Below are 17,191 nucleotides of genomic sequence, written 5' to 3'. Positions count from 1 at the left end.
GTTTTTTAATTAAAGCATTCCAAGTTCTAACTTGGCTTCTTCACTCATTAAATCTTGAGACCAAGGTGGATCAAAAGTTATTTCTACTTCAGCACCTTTTACCTCATTAATAGATTTTACTTTTTCTTCAACCTCTAAAGGTAAAGTTTCTGCCACAGGACAATTAGGTGTTGTTAAAGTCATTAAGATTTTAACTTCTAAATCTTCATTTACAAAAACGTCGTAGATTAATCCTAATTCATAGATGTCTACTGGGATTTCTGGATCATAAATTGTTTTTATTACTCTTAGGATTTTTTCACCTAAAACTGCTGTATCTATAGTTGAATCGCTCATTTTTTAATGTGTAAACTAGTTAAGTTGTGTTTGGTATGCAATGGCATACAATTTTAGTTGTTTTATCATACTTACTAAGCCATTAGCTCTAGTTGGTGATAAATGTTCTTTTAATCCTATTTTATCAATAAAATCAGTATTTGCTTCTAAGATATCTTTTGGATGCTGATTAGAAAAAGCTCTAACGAGTATCGCAATAATACCTTTGGTAATAATAGCATCACTATCTGCTGTAAAGTTTACTTTGTCGTCTTGCATATTTGCATGTACCCAAACTTTACTTTGGCAACCTTTAATGATATTAACGTCAGTCTTATATTTTTCTTCAATTATTGGTAAGTCCTTGCCTAAGTCAATCATGTATTGGTAACGTTCTTCCCAATCTTCAAACATGGCAAACTCTTCAATAATTTCGTTTTGTACGTCTTCAATAGTCATAGTCTCATTCTTTTGTGCAAAATTACAAAATCGTTAGTTTTTAACGGTGTTTTCTTTAATGGATAACACTTTATTAACTAAAGCTTCAATAGCCTCCGGAGGATTTCCATGGTCAAAAGTTGGTGTCATATATTGTACATCACCAAGTATTATAGCTAAAGTAGCATGAGGTGCTCCATCGTATTGATGTTTTGTAGATGGAGGAACTAAATTATGTATGCTTTCAGCGTCTACTGCCTCTATCAATTTATTTAAAGATTTCCAATCTTCAGCATCAATATTATATTCGTCTATTTTCTGAAGGTTTTGATCTTTTGAAATTAATATTTTTGATTTCGAAATTGTGATATAGTCAAAAGATCCTCTCGATACTGTTTGGTATTTAACAGTAGTATTATCTTCATAGTTTGCGGTAGCACTTCTTTTAGATGCGATAATGCTATTTGTTCCTTTAAAAACAACAGTATCATTTGAATAGAACCAGACTTCATTGTTTTGTGTTGAAAATGAAGTAACCGAATTCAAAGCTTTAAATAGCTGATTTTCAATACTCATTATGGGGTTAGGACATAATTTTTTTGATGAACCAATATTGTCAAAAGATATCATATTGTTTTCTATAGAATAATTCCCAAAGAAACTATTACAACTAGCAAATCCTGCAACTTTATTATTGGTTTCGTCAAAGTTAAATACAATTTTGTTTGAAGAAACATCAGTATCTCCAAGTTGCGTTATGTTATAGGTTCCGGAAAGTGGCTCTTGCATGTCTTTGCTATTTTCTATGGCTTTCTTAGATGAATCACAAGAATTCAATGTCGCTAAAAGCATAAATAAACTAACTAATATTTTCATCTGTAAATTATTTAATACTGTAAGATACATATTTGATGCCAAAGTCTAGGATAACATCATTATTGCCTTTTTAAGCGCTACAATAAATGCATCAATTTCTTCTTTAGTGTTATAAAACATAAAGGAAGCTCTTATGGTGCCTGGAATTTTATAAAAATCCATTATAGGTTGAGCACAATGATGACCTGTACGTACAGCAATGCCCATTTTATCTAAAATCGTTCCGATATCATAAGGGTGAATAGTGCCAACATTAAACGAAATTACAGATGTTTTTTCTTTTGCGGTTCCGTAAATTTTTAAACCTTCAATTTTAAGTAGCTGTTCTGTTCCGTAGTCTAAAAGTTCATTTTCGTATTTGGCAATGTTTTCAAAGCCTATGTTATTCATGTAATCTAAAGCGGCTCCAAAAGCTATGCCTCCACAGATGTTTGGTGTACCAGCTTCAAATTTGTGCGGTAAACCTGCATACGTCGTTTTTTCAAACGAAACTTCGGCAATCATTTCGCCTCCTCCTTGGTATGGTGGTAATTTATTAAGCCATTCTTCTTTTCCGTAAAGCATTCCAACACCTGTTGGTCCACACATTTTGTGAGCAGAACACACATAGAAATCAACATCTAAAGCTTGGACGTCTGGTTTTATATGCGGACAAGATTGTGCACCATCTACTAAAACAGCTGCACCAACTGAATGTGCTTTTTCTATTATATATTCAATAGGATTTATGGTTCCTAAAGCATTAGAAATATGATTTACAAAAACCAACTTAGTATTTTCATTTAATAATGCATCATATTCTAACATTATCAATTCACCATTTTCATTCATGGGAATGACTTTCAAAATGGCTCCTGTACGCTCACAAAGCATTTGCCAAGGCACAATATTACTGTGATGTTCTAAAGCTGAAACGATTATTTCATCTCCTTTCTTTAATAGAGAAGAGAAACCGTTGGCTACTAAATTAATACTATGCGTTGTGCCAGACGTGTAAATGATTTCGTAACTCTGTTTGGCATTAAAATGCTTCTGAATTTTAATACGTGCTTGCTCATAAGCATCAGTTGCTTCTTGGCTTAAACTATGCACACCTCTGTGAATATTTGCATTATAATTACTGTAATAATCTACAATAACATCAATGACTTGCTGCGGTGTTTGTGAAGTTGCGGCATTATCGAAATATATGAGCGGTTTCCCATTAACAGTTCTATTGAGAATTGGGAAGTCTTTTCTTATTTTTTGTACGTCTAACATTGTCTTAATTGCTAAAGACAAAGATACAACGCATTGTGTTTAAAGTAAAACTTAAAACTAGTCATTAAAATATTTAATACACATTTTATTAGGATACATTTATATAAAATGTATATTTGTAATATGTATAGCAAAGAATTAACAAAAGGAACGTTGCAACCCATCATTTTAACGCTTATAAATGAAAAGGGTAGAATGTATGGTTACGAGATTACACAAGAAGTGAAAAAGATGACTTCAGGGAAAATAGATATTTCTGAAGGTGCATTATATCCCATTTTACATAAGCTTGAAGAGAAAAAGGTTTTAGAAACTGAAAAAGTTTTTATTGGTAAGCGTGTTAGGAAATATTATAAAGTAACTAAAGAAGGGAAGAAAATGGTAGAGACTGTTACTGAAGAAATCAATGATTTTATTGAGACCTTAAGTTTGATTTTTAATCCAAAACCTATATAATCATGGAATTATCAGAAAAGCATATCACTTTTATTGAAAACAATTTAACCTTATATGGTGTTAAAAATAAAGATTTAAGAGAGGATTTACTAGACCATATTTGTACATATATAGAGCATCAAAATTCGGATGATTTTAATGCATTATATCAACAAGCATTACAGAAATTTGGTGGTTATTCTAGTTTTCAGAATTTACAATTAGAAACGAATTATCAAAAGTTCGCGAAGCAAATTATTACATTCAATAAGTTGAAATTCTCTGCAGGCTTTATGGTTATTTTATTGTTGGTTGTTAGTTTGGTTTTTCAAATGATGCAATGGCCTTATGCTAATGTTTGGTTGCTTGTTGCCATTGTAGTTGCAGTATTAGTAATACTGCCAGTCCATTTTTACGCGAGTTATAAAAAATCTATTCACAAATTTTCTTAAATCATTTTATCATGAAGAAATCATTTTACATCCTCGGATTTATTACTTTTTTTATTCTTGGAATTGGTGCTATGTTTGAATTTTTAACTTGGCCATATAGAGGAATCATTGTTTTTATTGGCTTTCTGTTTCTTAATTTTGGACTGATTCCAACTTATTTCTATCAAAAATATAAGCAATGTTCAATATAAGAAACACGTGCTTATTAATTGGTGTGTTTGTCTTTTTAAGTTCAAAAGCACAAACAAATGCAAATCAAAAAATTGATGAATTGTTAGCAACATATGTTTCTAATGATGCGCCAGGATTGAGCGTAAAGGTGATTAATCAAGGGCAATCTATCTATTCTAAAGGTTTTGGGCTTTCTAGTTTAGATTATAACATTAAGAATTCTGATTCTACCGTTTTTAGTTTAGCATCCATTGCGAAACAATTTACAGCTTCGGCTATTTGGGCTTTGGCAAATGATGGTAAAATTAGTTTAGATGATGATATTAGAATGTATTTGCCAGAATTTCCAAAGTACGAAGAAACCATTAGAATAAAACATTTACTGAACCACACAAGTGGTATTCGTAATTATATGACATTAATGTACTTGGCAGGTTTTAATTATGATACTCAATATTACGATAATAATGCGGTTTTAGATTTAGCCATTAAACAGAAAAATTTAAACCATTTAGTTGGCGAAAAAGTGAGCTATTCTAATACCAATTATAATTTATTGGCTATTATTATTGAGCGTATTTCAGGGCTAAACCTTAACGAGTATTTGAAACTCAAAATTTTGAATCCTTTAAAAATGAATTCAACTTTTGTAAGAGTTGAGCATGGTAAACCCATTAGTAATAAAGCGGTTGGTTATCAAAACCATCGGGATGGTTACAGATTTTATACAAATGACCAATTGAGTTATGGCGCGGGAAGCATGGGTTCTTCTGTAAATGATATGGCTATTTGGATGCAAATGCTGAATGACCAGATTTTAGAATTTAAATCTTTAGCGGAATTTTTAAAAACGACTGAAACTCTAATTTCAGGAAAGAAAGCGAAATACGCACGTGGATTAATGTTAGATAATTATAAAGGTTATGAAACTATAAATCACAGCGGATTTGGTTTTGGTGGACGTTCACAATTAATTACAGTTCCAGAAAAGCAAATAGGCATAATAGTTCTAACAAATTCACAAGAGATAGATGCACCAAGAATAGCGTATCAAATTTTAGATATTTTTATGGAAAATGACGAAAGGATTAAAAATAAAAATGAAGAGGAAATGGTATTCAAAGCACAAAATTTTGAAGAATTTATTGGCGAATACAAAGAAATCAATAGTGATATGACTATGAAAATATTTGTAGAAAATGACACGCTGAAATCAGTTGGCTCTATGGGAAGAACTGCTGCAGCTCTTGTGCAATATAAAAAAAATAAGTTTCATAGATTTCAAAGTCAAAGTGTGAAATACGATTTTACACCTTCAGTATCTCACGATATGATTATTTCATTTGGTGGAACACCATTTTATTTTGAACACGCTAACTTTATTGATGCTGAATCCGTTGAAGTCTCAGATTTTGTAGGTGATTTTTATTCTGAAGAATTAGATGTTACTTATCGTCTTTTTGAAGAAGACTCCATGCTTAAATTAGCTTATGCAGAAAAGGAAAACGTAAACTTATATCCTGTTCAATTAAATCAATTTGGAAACAATGATAGAACACTATATCATTTTATTAAAAATGATAAAGGTACCATCACAGAAATGCTTCTGTCTTGTGACGGAACAGTAAAAGACATTGTTTTTAAAAGAACAGGATTTTCTAAATAGTATTGTTTTTAATTCTGTAACTTAATGAGAAGCTGAAATATTTGCTTAAACAAATATATGCCGATTGAAACAGATAGTCCTAAAGTTATTAATATAGCAAATAACTCCCCTTTGCTTTTAGCAAAAAAACTAGTTATTAATTTAAAGAATAATACGAGTAATACTAAAATTAAGTAAATAAAAGCAAGACCAATAAATGTTAAAAGAAAGCTATCAAAAAAACCGCCAAACGTTAGGTAAAGCACTAAAGATAAGATAGATATTATGCCTAAGCAAATAGCGATTAGTTTTATGTAAACTTTTAATTTTAGGTCAAAAACATTCATAGTATAGATTACAAATCAAAGCCAATATTTACACCTAATTTCTTAGCGATAATTTTAGTAATTCTGTTTTTAAGTTCTGGTATTTTAACCGAATCCATAACGTTATTACTAAAAGCAAACATTAGTAATGCTCTTGCTTCTTTTTCTGGAATACCACGAGAACGTAAATAAAACATAGCACTTTCATCTAACTGACCAATAGTACAACCGTGAGAACATTTTACGTCATCTGCAAAAATCTCAAGTTGAGGTTTAGTGTTGATGGTTGCCTTGTCGCTCATTAAAACATTGTTGTTTGCCTGAAATGCATTTGTTTTCTGCGCTAATTTTTCAACAACAACTTTACCATTAAAAACACCAGTTGAGCTATCATCAAAAATACCTTTGTAATCTTGGTGACTTTCACAATTTGGCTCAATATGATGCACTAAAGTGTTATGATCTACATGTTGTTTATCTCCAATGATGGTAATTCCTTTCATGGTAGAATCAATACGCTCCCCATTTTGATAAAAGTTAAGATTGTTTCTTATTAATTTTCCACCAAAAGAAAACGTGTGCACCTTAGCTAAGCTTTCTTGTTTTTGATTAATGTAAGTGTTATCAATTAATGACGCACTTTGTTTATCATTCTGAATTTTATAATAATCTACAATGGCACGTTTGTTAGTAAAGATTTCAGTGACAGAATTAGTTAAAACAGGATTATCTGTTAAACTCTGATGACGTTCTATAATTTGAACATGTGCATTTTCATTTACAATAATTAAGTTACGTGGTTGTAACATTACTGCAGCTTCATTTCCTGTAGAAAAATGTATGATTTGAATAGGTTTTTCAACCACTTTATTCTTTGGGATATTAATATATGCACCTTCATGAGAGAATGCAGTATTCAAAGAAGATAAACCATCTTTTGCTGCAATCTTATTGAAATAATTATCAATAATTACCTTGTATTTAGGTTTGGTTAAAGCAGCAGACATTAAGCATACATCTAAACCATCATGTGTGGTTTGTGATAAATGTGAAGCATATTTTCCATCAATAAAAATGATTTTATACGCATCAATTTCATGTATGAAATATTTCTTTACATCTTTAAATTCAATGTCATTTTCAATTTTAGGAAAAACACTATAGTCGGTTTTTAAAATTGAATTCAACGATGTGTATTTCCAATCTTCTAATCGCTTAGTAGGAAATCCTTCAGCTTCAAAAGTCTTTATGGCTTCAGTTCGAATATCATGTACTGAAGAATTCACATCTACTGTGTCTTCAAATGCCATAAACGACGATACTAATTTTTCTTTTAAACTCATGTTTTTAAGTCTTCAGTAATAAGTCTTCAGTTTTTAGCTTACTCAATGGTCAACTATGTCTGTAGAATTAATACTTTATTTAATGTTTTTGCTATATGCGGTAACATCTTAGCAAGCATGTGCTTACTAAAAATACTGACCATTGCTTACTAATTAAGCGTCAACCTCTTCTTTGATCCAATCGTAACCTTTAGCCTCTAACTCGTGTGCTAATTCTTTTCCTCCTGATTTTACAATTTTTCCATTGTATAAAACATGAACAAAATCAGGTACAATATGGTCTAATAAACGTTGGTAGTGTGTAATAACAATAACAGCGTTATCTTTAGATTTTAACTTGTTTACACCATTAGCTACAATACGAAGTGCATCAATATCTAAACCAGAATCCGTTTCATCTAAGATGGCTAATTTTGGTTCTAACATTGCCATTTGAAAAATCTCGTTACGTTTCTTTTCTCCACCAGAAAAACCTTCATTAAGAGAACGCGATAAAAATTTACGGTCTATTTCTAAAAGTTCAGATTTTTCACGAATCATTTTCAACATGTCTTTTGCTGGCATGTCATCTAAACCTTTGGCTTTACGTGTTTCGTTAATCGCTGTTTTCATAAAATTAGTGACACTAACTCCAGGAATTTCTACAGGATATTGAAATGATAAGAAAACACCTTTGTGTGCACGTTCTTCTGCAGCTAATTCATCGATGTCTTCGCCTTCTAATAAAATGTTTCCTTCTGTAACTTCGTATTCTTCTTTACCAGCTATTACTGAGGCTAACGTACTTTTTCCTGAGCCATTTGGACCCATTATGGCATGAACTTCTCCTGCTTTAACTTCGAGATTAATACCTTTTAATATGGCTTTGTCTTCTATACTTGCGTGCAAGTTGTTGATCTTTAACATAGTCTTATTTTGCTAATTTTATAACGTCTTTTGATTCTGGGTTTGGTGCTTCCACCTTTAATATTTCTTTTATTTCAACTCTAAAAGGCCAACCTTCTTCACCTTCTGGTTTTTTAAATTTTCTAACTCTAATGGTTACAGGAACCATGTCTGTTGCTTCTTTTTTAAACGGTGTCACTTGTTCTTCTAGAAGCTGTAAGTTTTTATCTATTACAACACCATAAATGTCTTTTGGTGTTTGTAAAACAGCAGCATCTCCATAATACACAAAGTCGCCTTTTAAAGTTACAAGTCCGTCGTTTTGATCGTAAGATTTAGCTCTGTTTTCTTCTAGATCTACGGCTTGTTTAGATTCATTTTTACAAGCAAACATTATTAAAGCTAAAATGACGATAAGGCTGATTTTTTTCATTTTAATTTTTTTTATTGTTAGATATTATCCGACTGAACCCTCTAAGCTAATTTCTAATAATTTTTGAGCTTCTACAGCAAATTCCATTGGTAATTTATTTAGGACCTCTTTACTAAAACCATTTACAATTAAAGCGATGGCTTTTTCTGTATCAATACCTCTTTGGTTACAGTAAAATATTTGATCTTCTCCAATTTTACTTGTCGTGGCTTCGTGCTCAATCATAGCGCTTTTATTTTTTGCTTCTATGTATGGAAACGTGTGTGCACCACATTCATTACCCATTAGTAAACTATCGCATTGCGAAAAATTACGAGCATTATCTGCACGAGAACCAATTTGTACTAAGCCACGATAAGAATTTTGTGATTTACCAGCAGAAATTCCTTTGGAAATGATTGTTGATTTTGTGTTCTTACCTAAGTGAATCATTTTTGTACCAGTATCTGCTTGCTGATAATTATTAGTTACTGCAATAGAATAAAATTCGCCAACAGAATTATCACCTTTTAATATACAAGAAGGGTATTTCCATGTTACAGCAGAACCGGTTTCAACTTGTGTCCAAGATATTTTTGCGTTTTTCTCACAAAGCCCTCTTTTAGTTACAAAATTGTAAACACCACCTTTACCTTCAGCATTTCCTGGATACCAGTTTTGTACCGTAGAATATTTTATTTCAGCATCATCCATAGCAATTAGCTCCACAACGGCTGCATGCAATTGATTTTCATCTCTACTTGGTGCTGTACAACCTTCTAAATAACTCACATAACTACCTTCGTCCGCAATAAGAAGCGTTCTTTCAAACTGACCTGTTCCTCCTTGGTTAATTCTAAAGTAAGTTGATAATTCCATAGGACATTTTACACCTTTTGGAATATAACAGAAAGACCCATCACTAAATACAGCAGAATTTAAAGCTGCATAAAAATTGTCTTTAGTTGGTACGATGGTACCAATATATTTTCTCACCAATTCTGGGTGCTCTTTAATAGCTTCAGAAATACTCATGAAAATAATTCCCTTTTCGGATAAGGTTTTCTTAAATGTTGTAGCAACAGAAACAGAATCAACTACAATATCCATAGCGACATTGTTCATTTTTTTCTGTTCATCTACTGAAATTCCTAACTTTTTGTACATCGCCAAAAGGTCTGGGTCTACATCGTCTAATGTTTTATTAGGGTCTACAGCAACTGGAGCAGAATAATAAGCAATCGCTTGAAAATCTGGTTTTTTATAATGCACATTTGCCCATTCTGGCTCAGTCATTTCTTTCCAAACTTTAAACGCATCTAATCGCCATTCTGTCATCCATTCTGGCTCTTCTTTCTTTTTTGAAATAGCACGAACGATATCTTCATTTAATCCAATAGGAAAAGTTTCAGATTCAATGTCTGTAAAAAAACCATATTCGTATTCTTTGGTTTTTAATTCTTCCCTTAAGTCGTCTTCTGTATATTTTGACATGTTTTTGTTTAAATTTTAAAGTGAAAATGATTCACCGCAACCGCAAGTTCGGTTGGCATTAGGATTATTAAAAACAAAACCAGTTCCGTTTAATCCACCAGAATATTCTAAAGTTGTACCAATAAGGTATAGAAAACTCTTTTTGTCTATAATAATTTTAATGTCGTTATCTTCAAAGACTTTATCGTCTTCTGCTTGTGTGTTATCAAACTTTAAATCGTAAGATAAACCTGAACAGCCACCACTTTTTACACCAACTCTAACGTAGTCTGTAGTTGGGTTGTAGCCATCATCAGTCATAAGTTCTATGACTTTCTTTTTTGCGTGATCTGACACTTTAATCATATCGTTTTTTAACTAGATTTGTTCTAAATAGAATGCAAATATACGATATAACAAAGGTTTAACCATAGGTACTAACATTATATTAGCATATGATTTCATAAGGTTTGTCTATAGAAGTTTATGTTAGCTGAAAGCTAATTTAATAGACATTTTTATTTGGGAATTGTCTTGTTAGCCGATATAATTGCTGTAAGGTGTCTGCAATTTGGCTATTAGCAACTGTGCGGTTCTCAAAATTTCCATGAGAATCTGTAACTACAACGGCTTCGCAATGTCTACAAATAAGTTCAGATGTATGATCCATGTAAGTTTTAGATCGTTCAAAATTGTGACCAAATATGGCACAGGGTAGGGTTTTAGGGTTAGTAGGTTTCATTTTGTAATAGTCTTAGGGTATGGCAATTTAAAAAATGAATCCTAAAACATGTTGAAATACGAGGTTTTTCGATGAAATACATGGATTTTGTAAGATAATTGAGAATTTAATAAAAAGTAATTTAACAGATTAAGAAAAATCGAATCTCACCATCTAATATAATGGATATTGTAATAGCCTTATTTTTGATGCAATGAGATGTATACGTTAGTCATTTTTTATTCTGATTAGATAAGGTGATTTAAAACAATACCTCATAAATAATTAGAATCATGCTAAAAAATTGGAAAAAGCATAATATTTTTGCACTATGATTGAAGATAAAAACCCACAACGTACTCCTTTGAGTGAATTAGGAGAGTTTAAACTTATTGAGCATTTAACGGATCATTTTCAAGTGTCTCAGAAATCAACAATAAAAGGCATTGGTGACGATGCTGCTGTGCTTAATTTTGGAAAAAAGCAGATTGTTGTTTCTACCGACTTATTAATAGAGGGTGTTCATTTTGATTTGAGCTATGCTCCCTTAAAGCATTTAGGTTATAAAGCGGTTGTTGTTAATCTCTCGGATATTTATGCAATGAACGCTACTGCGACACAGGTCACTATTTCTATAGCAGTGTCTAATCGTTTTCCGTTAGAGGCGCTTGAAGAATTATATGCAGGTATTACCTTAGCGGCAAAATTTTATAATGTAGATGTTGTAGGTGGTGATACAACGTCTTCTACATCTGGTTTAATTATTTCTGTAACTGCCATTGGAGAAGTTGAAAAAGGTAAGGAAGTATTAAGGTCTGGAGCGAAACCAAATGATTTAATTGTAGTAACAGGTGATGTTGGTGGCGCTTTTATGGGACTACAAGTTTTGGAACGTGAAAAAGAAGTATTTAAGGTGAATCCTAATAATCAGCCAGATTTATCAATGTACACTTATATTATTGAGCGACAATTAAAACCTGAAGCTCGTAAAGATATTGTTGAATTATTAAAAGAATTGGATGTTAAGCCAACAAGCATGATCGATGTCAGTGATGGTATTTCATCTGAAATTATTCATTTATGTAAGCAGAGTAAGGTAGGTGCAGATGTCTATGAGACTAAAATACCATTAGATCCTCAAGTTATTTCTACTTGTGAGGAGTTTAACTTGGATAGTACTACTGTTGCTTTAAATGGCGGAGAGGACTATGAGTTATTGATGACCATTTCTCAAGAAGATTTTCCTAAAATAAAAGGCAATCCAAATTTAACAGTTATTGGTTATATCACTGAAGAAGATAGAGGTATGCATTTGGTAACAAGAGCAGATGAAAAAATTGAGATTATTGCTAAAGGCTGGAATGCGCTTACAAATCAAGAATAAAAAATCTTTGACTTTTTTCTAAACGTTTTGTGTGTACACGATGCAGAACATTATTGATTTCTTTAAACTTTGGAGTTAATGGGATAAATTTTCCATTACCATCAATAGTCATCTCTGATTTACAATTTTTACACTTGTATTCTTTTACATGGTAAGTCACTTCTTTGGAGACCTTGTAGTCATGTCCAAATAGTGAGCAATAAACGTTTTTCATTCACTAAGTTTCTTAAGAGGGATTAAAATCTTTAAGGGATTGAAATATAAGAAAATTAGTTACTTAAAAGTTATTAACATTTAACAAATCGACGAACTGATCGTTTTTCGCTTCAAACGCATCATTCTGTTGTTGTAAATACGCTCTAATGCCGAATTTATTTCTTGGTATTTAGGCGTTAATTCTGTGAGTTGTCCATTGCTGTTGGTTGTTAGTTGCTTTTTACAACAGTTGCAAGTGTACTCTTTTACGTGCTTGGTTACTTTTTTGGTCACTTTATAATTATGACCGAATAAATCACAATATAATTTTTTTGGTTTCATAATAGAGTTGTTTACAATATCTTTTTTAATTTGAGGGGTAAACTTATAAAATAAAAGCAAACAAAACGTTTAAAGGGATTATTTTTCGACGAAATGAAATAATTTGTAAGTTAAATCTGATTTGTCTTCAATGTGACTCATATGACCTTGTGATAACTTTATATAATCAATCTCAGTGTTTTTTATCTGATCAATAAGAGACGCTCCATCAATTAAACCATCTTTCTCACCAATAATGATAAGTTTTTTAGCTTTTAAATTGTTAAAAACTTTAAAACGGTTTGGTCTAAGTTTCATGCCTTCTGAAGCTGCAATATAACCTTGAAGCGGTGTTTTTAGTGCAATTTGTAGTGCTTCATCAAACTCATTTTGAAATTTGCGTTTACTTTCTGGAGCAAATAGATTTGCAAAAGATAAGCGAACCAAATTATTGAAATTTGTTTTAGCCATTTCGTTTGCTCGTGTTCGTAGTTCTCTCTTTTGTTCGTCATCTGCTTCAAAAGTAGAATTCATAAGGCATAAACCATTAAATAAATCAGGACGTTTTTCTGCTAATGCCAGAGCCACGTAACCTCCCATGGAATGGCCAATAAAATATGCTTTTTTAATTTTTAAATCTTCTAATGTTGCAAGTACAGCTTCTGCCATATCATCCATGGTGTGCACATAGCCAATGCAATCGGTTTGACCATGACCCAGTAAATCGATACTTATAACTTGATGCGATTTAGAAAATTTTGGGATTATATTTTTCCACATTTCTATGGTTTCAAGAAATCCATGAAGTAAAACTATCGCTTCTCCTTTGCCTTCAGTAGTATAATGAATCTTGCTATTTTTGTAGTCTAATATCATAATCGCAAAGATAATTTAAGGAATTGTTTTCAGTCTTAAATCCATATAACATTTTACTATCTTTGAAAACACCTAAACCTAATTTCAATATATAATGTTTTTAACACGACTATTTACAGCACTCTTTTTTGTTTCAGCTTTTATTTTAAATGCTCAAATTGAAGAACAACAACTCGATGATCTTATAAAAGAAACTTTAACCACTTTTGATGTACCAGGAATTTCTGTTGGTATTTTTAAAGATGGTAAGGTGGTCTATTCTAAAGGGCATGGTGTACGTTCGTTAACCAATAAAAAAATAATGACGGACGAGACGTTAGTTGGAGTTGCGTCTAACAGTAAAGGGTTTACGTGTTTTGCTTTGGCTATGATGGTTGATGCTGGTAAATTAAATTGGGATGATAAGGTGCGTCAGCATATTCCAGAATTTCAATTGCATGATGCTTGGGTGACTCAAGAATTTACCGTTAGAGATTTGGTAACACATCGCAGTGGTTTAGGATTAGGCGCAGGAGATTTAATGTTTTTTCCTGAGGGCAGTGATTTTGATGTAAACGATGTAATAAATAATGTGAAATATCTAGAGCCAGAAAGTTCATTTAGAAGTGAGTTTAAGTACAATAATAATATGTTCATCATTGCAGGTGAAGTTCTAAAACGTGTTAGTGGTTTGTCTTGGGAAGCGTTCATTGAAACTAAGATTATGAAACCCGTTGGGATGACGAGTAGTAAGGCTTCTTATAATCGTGTAACGGATAAATCGAATATTATTGATGCGCATACTATGGCAGAAGGTAAGGTGATTCAAATTCCGCACGACTGGAGTGAAACGGCTAATCCTGCAGGTGGAATTGTGAGTAATGTGACCGATATGTTGACTTGGGCGCAGTTTTTAATGAATGATGCTGTTACTGAAAATGGTGAGCGTTTACTCAGTGCGAGAGAATTTCATGAACTTTGGCAATTACAAACTCCTTTAAATGTATACCCTAATGATTCGTATAATTCTAACTTTAAAGGTTATGGATTAGGTTGGTTTGTTGCTGATGTTAAGGGTGGACATAAACAAGTGTATCATACAGGAGGTTTGTTAGGTACGGTTACACAATTCACTATGATTCCAGATTTAGATTTAGGTATTGTTGTACTTACTAACCAAATGAATGGTTCTGCATTTAATACCATTACTAATACTATTAAAGATGCCTATTTGGGTTATGAAAATAGAAATTGGTTAGAAAAATATGGTAAGCGAAACACAGACTATATTAAATATAATGATAGTATAAAAGCCTCGGTTTATTTTAAAGTTGAAAAAGCCAAAAAGTTAAAAAATCTACCAAAGCCAGAACAAATTATAGGAGTTTATACAGACGATTGGTTTGGTGATGTTATTATTTCTCATGATGCTAAAAAAGGATATACTATAAAAAGTAAGCGTTCTTCAAGATTATATGGTGAGTTACTGCCATTGAATGCTACAACATTTGTTGCGAAATGGAATGATAGAAGTTATGATGCTGATGTTTATGTACAATTTACATTTAATGAAAATGAAGAAGCTGTTTCTGCAACTATGAAATATATAGCGCCTATTACTGATTTTAGTTTCGATTTTCACGATTTAGAACTTAAGAAAACCAACTAGGTGGATATAAAACGAAAAGAACTTTTAATTACCAGTTTCGCATTGTTCTCATTGTTTTTTGGAGCAGGTAATTTATTACTTCCTCCTTTATTGGGTTATAATTCTGGCGACAATTGGGTTTGGGTTACTGTTGGTTTTATGATAACCGCTGTGGTGATTCCGATACTTGGTATTCTTGCGCATGCTAGGCTTCAAGGGACATTATTCGATTTTGGAAAGAAAGTATCACCAACATTCAGTTTAATATACTGTATATTAATATATGTCATTGCTGTTGCTATTCCGTCACCTAGAACAGCTGCGGCAACACACGAAATTGCTGTTTTTCCAGCTTTTGGAACTAGTCCTTTGGTAACAAGTGCTATTTATTTTACGTTGGTGTTAGTTTTTGTGCTTAACCGTTCAAAAATATTAAGTCTCATCGGAAAATTTTTAACACCTTTTATTGTAATTATGCTTTTGGCAGTAATTAGTATTGGTTTGTTTTCTTCTGAATTTAATACAGGAATTTCACAATTTAAAACACCGATTGCTACAGGGATTTTAGAGGGTTATCAAACTTTTGATGCCATTGGAGCAGTAGTTGTGGGAGCGGTAATTATTATTTCCTTAAATTTTAAAAATATGGCTGTTGAAGCCTATAGCTCTAAACGGAAGTTAATACGTAAATCAGGTTTTATTGCAGGTTTAGGCTTGTTTATTATTTATGCAGGATTGATTTCAGTAGGAGCGTATTTTGGATCTGAAATTAATATTAATGCCGAATTAAGTAGCGATATGCAACGCGCTAATCTTTTGCGAGATATTAGTATTGCATCTTTAGGAGAATTTGGAAATACAGTTTTAAGCATATTAATTTCACTAGCTTGTTTTACAACAGCCATTGGTATTGTCGCTGGTACAGCAGATTATTTTAAAGGGTTACTTAATAATTCTCAGGTGGTTTATATTATTACAGCAATTTTAGCGAGTAGTCTTGGTGTGCTTGTGGGTCAGTTAGATTTTAATTCTATTATTGTTGTGGCTATTCCGGTGTTATTATTTATTTATCCTATTACCATTGTGCTTATTTTGCTAAATGTACTACCAGAAAAATTTGCCACTCCTTTAGTTTTTAGAGCGGTTGTTATTATTACGTTTGTGTTTAGTATTCCTGATGTAATTGGGTTTGTTAGTCCTACAGAAGATTTAAATATACTCACTAATTATATTCCATTTTCAAATCAAAGTTTAGGTTGGGTGTTACCAGCTTTTGTGGCTTTTTTGATTTCGGTATTTGTACAATTTAAAATGAAACGAGCAGAATGAAATACATGGGAAGTAAAGCGCGTTTTGCTAAGGATTTATTGCCAATAATTTTAAAAGATAGAAAGGCAAATCAAACCTATCTTGAGCCATTTGCAGGTGGTATGAATATGATTGATAAGGTTGATGGTATAAGAATTGCTAACGACCAACACCAAGAGCTCATGGCTATGTGGCAAGCATTGATTTATGAGAATTGGGATCCACCTAAGTCGGTAAGCGAAGACGACTACAAGAAAATTAGAACAAATCAAGATCAATATCCAAAACACCTTGTCAGTTATGTTGGTTTTAACTCATTTGGAGGTAAATGGTTTTCGGGTTACAGACGAGATAAGCAAGGTAAACGTGATTATTGGAGTGAACATTATAGAAATATTACCAAACAAGTGCCAAATTTAGAAGGTGTTATTTTATCTTGTAAATCGTATACGGAATTAGAGATTCCAAAACAAAGTATTATCTATTGTGATCCTCCTTATGAGTCTACAACAAAATATCGAGATGGCTTCGATCATCATCAATTTTGGGAATGGTGCAGACAACAAAGTAAAGCAGGACACCAGGTTTTTATTAGTGAATACAATGCTCCTGAAGATTTTGAGTGTGTATGGGAAAAGCCAGCAAAAACAACTTTTTCTTGGCATGCTGAAAATTTAGCGCCTAAAGTTGCTTTAGAGCGGTTATTTATTTTTAAAGGTTAAGTTTTA

At 32.2% G+C, this 17,191-nt stretch carries 20 protein-coding genes; 8 read left to right on the top strand and 12 right to left on the bottom strand.

Translation table 11 applies throughout. The features are described 5' to 3' along the window. Positions 1-9 precede the first annotated feature (9 nt). Genes ACJJVO_RS11680 through ACJJVO_RS11665 form a run of 4 tightly spaced genes read right to left on the bottom strand, consistent with a single transcriptional unit; the run spans position 10 to position 2,889 of the window. Positions 10-336 (bottom strand): iron-sulfur cluster assembly protein, encoded by a 327-nt coding sequence (locus ACJJVO_RS11680; protein WP_115817213.1) that lies wholly within the window; start codon positions 334-336, stop codon positions 10-12. A 15-nt stretch (positions 337-351) separates the two neighbouring features. Continuing rightward, positions 352-774 carry a SufE family protein gene (locus ACJJVO_RS11675; RefSeq protein ID WP_405574281.1) on the bottom strand — a complete coding sequence of 141 codons (423 nt, stop codon included), beginning with the start codon at positions 772-774 and terminating at the stop codon, positions 352-354. 33 nt (positions 775-807) lie between these two features. After that, entirely contained in the window at positions 808-1,629 is an 822-nt protein-coding gene (locus ACJJVO_RS11670) for an META domain-containing protein (RefSeq protein ID WP_405574279.1), read from the bottom strand. Between the two features lie 45 nt (positions 1,630-1,674). Further along, positions 1,675-2,889 (bottom strand): aminotransferase class V-fold PLP-dependent enzyme, encoded by a 1,215-nt coding sequence (locus ACJJVO_RS11665; RefSeq protein ID WP_405574277.1) that lies wholly within the window; start codon positions 2,887-2,889, stop codon positions 1,675-1,677. 123 nt (positions 2,890-3,012) lie between these two features. Between ACJJVO_RS11665 and ACJJVO_RS11660 the strand changes: the two genes are divergently transcribed. From ACJJVO_RS11660 to ACJJVO_RS11645, 4 genes are read left to right on the top strand one after another with little or no spacing between them, the layout of a single operon-like run. Beyond that, positions 3,013-3,345, top strand: coding sequence for a PadR family transcriptional regulator (locus ACJJVO_RS11660; protein WP_405574274.1), 333 nt, complete (start codon positions 3,013-3,015; stop codon positions 3,343-3,345). A 2-nt stretch (positions 3,346-3,347) separates the two neighbouring features. Further along, on the top strand, positions 3,348-3,776 hold the full coding sequence (locus ACJJVO_RS11655) for a hypothetical protein (RefSeq protein ID WP_405574272.1): 429 nt from the start codon (positions 3,348-3,350) through the stop codon (positions 3,774-3,776). Positions 3,777-3,787: 11 nt separating this feature from the next. Next, positions 3,788-3,967, top strand: coding sequence for a hypothetical protein (locus tag ACJJVO_RS11650; RefSeq protein WP_092466156.1), 180 nt, complete (start codon positions 3,788-3,790; stop codon positions 3,965-3,967). Beyond that, the gene (locus tag ACJJVO_RS11645) at positions 3,955-5,613 is read left to right on the top strand and encodes a serine hydrolase domain-containing protein (RefSeq protein ID WP_405574269.1); all 1,659 of its coding nucleotides are present in this window, start codon (positions 3,955-3,957) and stop codon (positions 5,611-5,613) included. The genes ACJJVO_RS11650 and ACJJVO_RS11645 overlap by 13 nt, the downstream gene beginning before the upstream one ends. A 334-nt stretch (positions 5,614-5,947) precedes the next feature. On the opposite strand, the gene sufD is transcribed toward ACJJVO_RS11645, so the two are convergent. The 6 genes from sufD to ACJJVO_RS11615 form a co-directional block, all read right to left on the bottom strand. Continuing rightward, positions 5,948-7,261: a Fe-S cluster assembly protein SufD gene (gene sufD, locus ACJJVO_RS11640; protein WP_405574268.1), complete on the bottom strand. Its 1,314-nt coding sequence runs from the start codon at positions 7,259-7,261 to the stop codon at positions 5,948-5,950. Positions 7,262-7,414: 153 nt separating this feature from the next. Beyond that, a complete protein-coding gene (gene sufC, locus ACJJVO_RS11635) occupies positions 7,415-8,167 on the bottom strand; it encodes a Fe-S cluster assembly ATPase SufC (RefSeq protein ID WP_405574265.1) in 753 nt (250 codons plus the stop codon). Between the two features lie 4 nt (positions 8,168-8,171). Beyond that, positions 8,172-8,579: a hypothetical protein gene (locus ACJJVO_RS11630; RefSeq protein WP_405574262.1), complete on the bottom strand. Its 408-nt coding sequence runs from the start codon at positions 8,577-8,579 to the stop codon at positions 8,172-8,174. A gap of 24 nt (positions 8,580-8,603) precedes the next feature. Then, positions 8,604-10,052 (bottom strand): Fe-S cluster assembly protein SufB, encoded by a 1,449-nt coding sequence (gene sufB, locus ACJJVO_RS11625; protein WP_405574260.1) that lies wholly within the window; start codon positions 10,050-10,052, stop codon positions 8,604-8,606. 15 nt (positions 10,053-10,067) lie between these two features. Continuing rightward, a complete protein-coding gene (locus ACJJVO_RS11620) occupies positions 10,068-10,397 on the bottom strand; it encodes a HesB/IscA family protein (protein WP_405574257.1) in 330 nt (109 codons plus the stop codon). 139 nt (positions 10,398-10,536) lie between these two features. Continuing rightward, positions 10,537-10,773, bottom strand: coding sequence for a hypothetical protein (locus ACJJVO_RS11615; RefSeq protein ID WP_405574255.1), 237 nt, complete (start codon positions 10,771-10,773; stop codon positions 10,537-10,539). Positions 10,774-11,083: 310 nt separating this feature from the next. Between ACJJVO_RS11615 and thiL the strand changes: the two genes are divergently transcribed. Continuing rightward, positions 11,084-12,136, top strand: coding sequence for a thiamine-phosphate kinase (thiL, locus tag ACJJVO_RS11610; RefSeq protein WP_405574252.1), 1,053 nt, complete (start codon positions 11,084-11,086; stop codon positions 12,134-12,136). A gap of 294 nt (positions 12,137-12,430) precedes the next feature. On the opposite strand, the gene ACJJVO_RS11605 is transcribed toward thiL, so the two are convergent. Together ACJJVO_RS11605 and ACJJVO_RS11600 are read right to left on the bottom strand one after the other, a co-directional pair. Continuing rightward, entirely contained in the window at positions 12,431-12,673 is a 243-nt protein-coding gene (locus ACJJVO_RS11605) for a hypothetical protein (protein ID WP_405574250.1), read from the bottom strand. A gap of 78 nt (positions 12,674-12,751) precedes the next feature. After that, positions 12,752-13,528, bottom strand: coding sequence for an alpha/beta fold hydrolase (locus ACJJVO_RS11600; protein WP_405574247.1), 777 nt, complete (start codon positions 13,526-13,528; stop codon positions 12,752-12,754). A 94-nt stretch (positions 13,529-13,622) separates the two neighbouring features. On the opposite strand from ACJJVO_RS11600, the gene ACJJVO_RS11595 reads away from it, so the two are divergent. Genes ACJJVO_RS11595 through ACJJVO_RS11585 form a run of 3 tightly spaced genes read left to right on the top strand, consistent with a single transcriptional unit; the run spans position 13,623 to position 17,185 of the window. Beyond that, on the top strand, positions 13,623-15,176 hold the full coding sequence (locus ACJJVO_RS11595; RefSeq protein WP_405574244.1) for a serine hydrolase: 1,554 nt from the start codon (positions 13,623-13,625) through the stop codon (positions 15,174-15,176). Next, the gene (brnQ, locus tag ACJJVO_RS11590) at positions 15,177-16,484 is read left to right on the top strand and encodes a branched-chain amino acid transport system II carrier protein (RefSeq protein WP_405574241.1); all 1,308 of its coding nucleotides are present in this window, start codon (positions 15,177-15,179) and stop codon (positions 16,482-16,484) included. It abuts the gene before it with no gap. Beyond that, on the top strand, positions 16,481-17,185 hold the full coding sequence (locus ACJJVO_RS11585) for a DNA adenine methylase (RefSeq protein ID WP_405574239.1): 705 nt from the start codon (positions 16,481-16,483) through the stop codon (positions 17,183-17,185). Before brnQ ends, ACJJVO_RS11585 begins: the two co-directional genes overlap by 4 nt. The last annotated feature ends 6 nt before the right edge of the window (positions 17,186-17,191 follow it).

This window comes from Winogradskyella sp. Asnod2-B02-A (assembly GCF_045063645.1).
Classification (GTDB): Bacteria; Bacteroidota; Bacteroidia; order Flavobacteriales; family Flavobacteriaceae; genus Winogradskyella.
This window is presented reverse-complemented; position numbering and strand designations above follow the sequence as displayed.